Origin of the sequence: Pedobacter sp. HMWF019 (assembly GCF_003061025.1) — a bacterium.
In the GTDB taxonomy this organism is placed as follows: Bacteria; Bacteroidota; Bacteroidia; order Sphingobacteriales; family Sphingobacteriaceae; genus Pedobacter.
The window spans coordinates 1-2,600 of sequence record NZ_QAIL01000497.1 but is presented as its reverse complement, the minus strand read 5'-3'; the positions used below and the strand labels follow the sequence as shown (position 1 = coordinate 2,600).

General features: G+C 39.8%; 4 protein-coding genes. 3 read left to right on the top strand and 1 reads right to left on the bottom strand.

Features of this window, described 5'->3' with window-relative positions:
* The 3 genes from infC to rplT all read left to right on the top strand — a co-directional run.
* On the top strand, positions 1-457 hold a 457-nt coding region (infC, locus tag DBR11_RS25715; protein WP_108555436.1), incomplete at its 5' end, for a translation initiation factor IF-3.
* 26 nt (positions 458-483) lie between these two features.
* Entirely contained in the window at positions 484-684 is a 201-nt protein-coding gene (gene rpmI / locus DBR11_RS25710) for a 50S ribosomal protein L35 (RefSeq protein WP_108555435.1), read from the top strand.
* 74 nt (positions 685-758) lie between these two features.
* The gene (gene rplT / locus DBR11_RS25705; protein ID WP_108555434.1) at positions 759-1,103 is read left to right on the top strand and encodes a 50S ribosomal protein L20; all 345 of its coding nucleotides are present in this window, start codon (positions 759-761) and stop codon (positions 1,101-1,103) included.
* A 651-nt stretch (positions 1,104-1,754) separates the two neighbouring features.
* On the opposite strand, the gene DBR11_RS25695 is transcribed toward rplT, so the two are convergent.
* On the bottom strand, positions 1,755-2,531 hold the full coding sequence (locus tag DBR11_RS25695) for a LexA family transcriptional regulator (protein ID WP_108555432.1): 777 nt from the start codon (positions 2,529-2,531) through the stop codon (positions 1,755-1,757).
* Between the last annotated feature and the right edge of the window lie 69 nt (positions 2,532-2,600).

Sequence of the window (2,600 nt, the reverse complement as noted above, 5' to 3'; positions counted from 1 at the left end):
AGATAATGTTGAACCGGGGATCTATCCTTTGGCAAAAGCTTTGGCCCTTGCCGATGAGTTGGAATTAGACCTTGTAGAGATTTCTCCAAATGCAGTTCCGCCAGTATGCAGAATTATTGATTACAGTAAATTTGTTTACGAGCAGAAGAAAAAGCAGAAAGAGATCAAAGCAAACGCGAAGCAAACCGTTATTAAGGAGATTCGTTTTGGTCCTAATACCAATGATCACGATTTTCAGTTTAAACTAAAACATGCGGTTAGTTTCCTGGAAAATGGTGAGAAGGTGAGAGCTTATGTTCACTTTAAAGGAAGAGCAATTGTTTACAAAGAGCAGGGAGAGATCTTGTTGCTTAAATTTGCTCAGGCTTTAGAAGAAATTGGTAAAGTGGAATTATTACCAAAGTTAGAGGGTAAGCGTATGTTTTTAACGCTGGCTCCAAAAGTTGCAAAAAAATAAATAAATTACATAAATAAACACAGGTTATGCCAAAAATGAAAACCAATTCCAGTGCTAAAAAGCGTTTTTCGCTTACTGGAACAGGTAAAATCGCAAGGAAGAACGCATACAAAAGCCACATCTTAACTAAGATGTCGACTAAACGTAAGCGTAACTTAAGTAACACAAGCTTAGTGTCAGATGCTGACATGGGCAATGTTAAACGTATGCTTTGCATCGGTAAATAATTAATTTTTAACCAGGTACCCGGTAGTAAGTTTGCTGAAATACGCAACACCGTTTATCAAAAAACAACAACAACATGCCACGTTCGGTAAACGCAGTAGCTTCGAGAAGAAGAAGGAAAAAAGTCCTAAATATGGCCAAAGGCTATTGGGGATCAAGAAGTAAGGTTTTCACCATTGCTAAAAATACGGTAGAAAAAGGTTTGCAATATGCTTACCGTGACCGTAAAGTTAAGAAAAGAGAATTTCGTGGATTGTGGATTCAGCGTATCAATGCTGGAGCACGTCAGCACGGTATATCTTACTCTCAATTAATTGGTAAATTGGCTAGCAAAAACATTGGTTTAAACCGTAAGGTTTTAGCTGATCTAGCGATGAATCATCCAGAAGCTTTTAAAGCGGTAATTGACACAGTAAAATAGAGATAACTTCAAAGTTATTAGAAAAGGGGAGCTAAAATTAGCTTCCCTTTTTTTATTATGCGGTTTATTATGGAAAAAAATCAATGCTACTCTTCGAGGACTGGAGTCCTTGCCTCGCTTCGCTCTTGTGGCAAGGCCACCTGAGGTCCTCTCTGAGCAGCATTGATTTTTTCCCTGGGCGCATACAATGCAGGGAGGATAGGCTGATTGTTTAGCTCTACTTTTAGATGAACTATTGAAGGTTATGGGGGAGAAATCCGGGAAGGAGGAAGCAGTGTTGGGGGTGTATTGTGAGGATAGAGAATGGGAATTGGATATTGAAGGTTATGGGGGGGAGAAATCCGGGAAGGAGCAAGTAGTGTGGGGGGTATATTGTGAGGAAAAATGTTGAAATTGGGCGATATGCACAATGCGGTTTGGAGGATTCCCCAACATAAATCCCTGACGTTCAAATTAACCAATACTAAAAAAGCATTTAATACATTTGCCAGATTATGCGCCCTGATCTGCGTTAAAAAAATCAATGTTGCTCAGAGAGGACCTCAGGGGGCCTTGCCACAAGAGCGAAGCGGGGCAAGGACTCCAGTCCTCGAAGAGTAACTTGATTTTTTTAGCAGATATGTGAATCGGACAAGTGTACTTATAAAGCGTTTAGTTTTTATTCAGTTGCGACAGGGATTTCTGCATCTGCGACATCATGGTGGTTAGGGTCTCGATAGTCGGTTCCGGTGTAGGGTCTGGCAGGCTTGAAGTAAAATAAGCCTTTGCTTTCCAGATCTCCAGAATATCATCAGAAGGAATGGTGTAAGGATCATAGGCTTTATTGTCAGAGATCAGCTTTAGCTCCTTGTTTTCCTTGAAACGGTTACCTGCTCTTTTATAAACAACACCTTCGTTCTTACTGATGATGATATAAGTCTCGCCGGTCTTTACATCGTTCCAGTTGTCCAGGTATTCGCCAATAACTACACTTCCGGGTTGGATAGGCAACATAGAATCGCCGGTAATCTCAAAAGCTCTGAAAGTACCTTGTTTAAGAGAGGGTAAGGGCAATTGAAACTTAGGAAGTTCCCTGATGTACTGAGGGTCAGAGAAGCCATTCATATAGCCAGCACTGGCTTTTACAGGCACCAGTTCAATGTTTTCATTATCATCTTTATCTACAGAGATACTTAAAACCCTCAGGTTGGATCCCTGGGCTTTCAGATTGGGTTTCCACTTATCGTTGATCTCTTCGTTGATGAACTCATCAATAGAAAAGTCATAGAAGTCTGCTATTTTTTTTAGTAAATCGTATTTTGGCTCAGCACGGTCTTCCTCATAAGCACCAACCAAAGAACGCTTAATGCCTATAGCATCGGCAAATTGCTGCTGTGTAAGGCCTTTTTTCTTTCTGAGGTATTTAAGGTTAGATGAAATGTTCGACATAAAATAAAAATTAGAAATAATTTGTTTTTACTAATATTGTTAGTATTATTGTGCCAATAAAGTTAGTAA

Excerpts from the sequence above, each read along its gene's own strand:
- rplT (WP_108555434.1), top strand. The coding sequence starts at position 759 with ATGCCACGTTCGGTAAACGCAGTAGCTTCGAGAAGAAGAAGGAAAAAA.
- rpmI (WP_108555435.1), top strand. The coding sequence starts at position 484 with ATGCCAAAAATGAAAACCAATTCCAGTGCTAAAAAGCGTTTTTCGCTT.
- DBR11_RS25695 (WP_108555432.1), bottom strand. The coding sequence starts at position 2,531 with ATGTCGAACATTTCATCTAACCTTAAATACCTCAGAAAGAAAAAAGGC.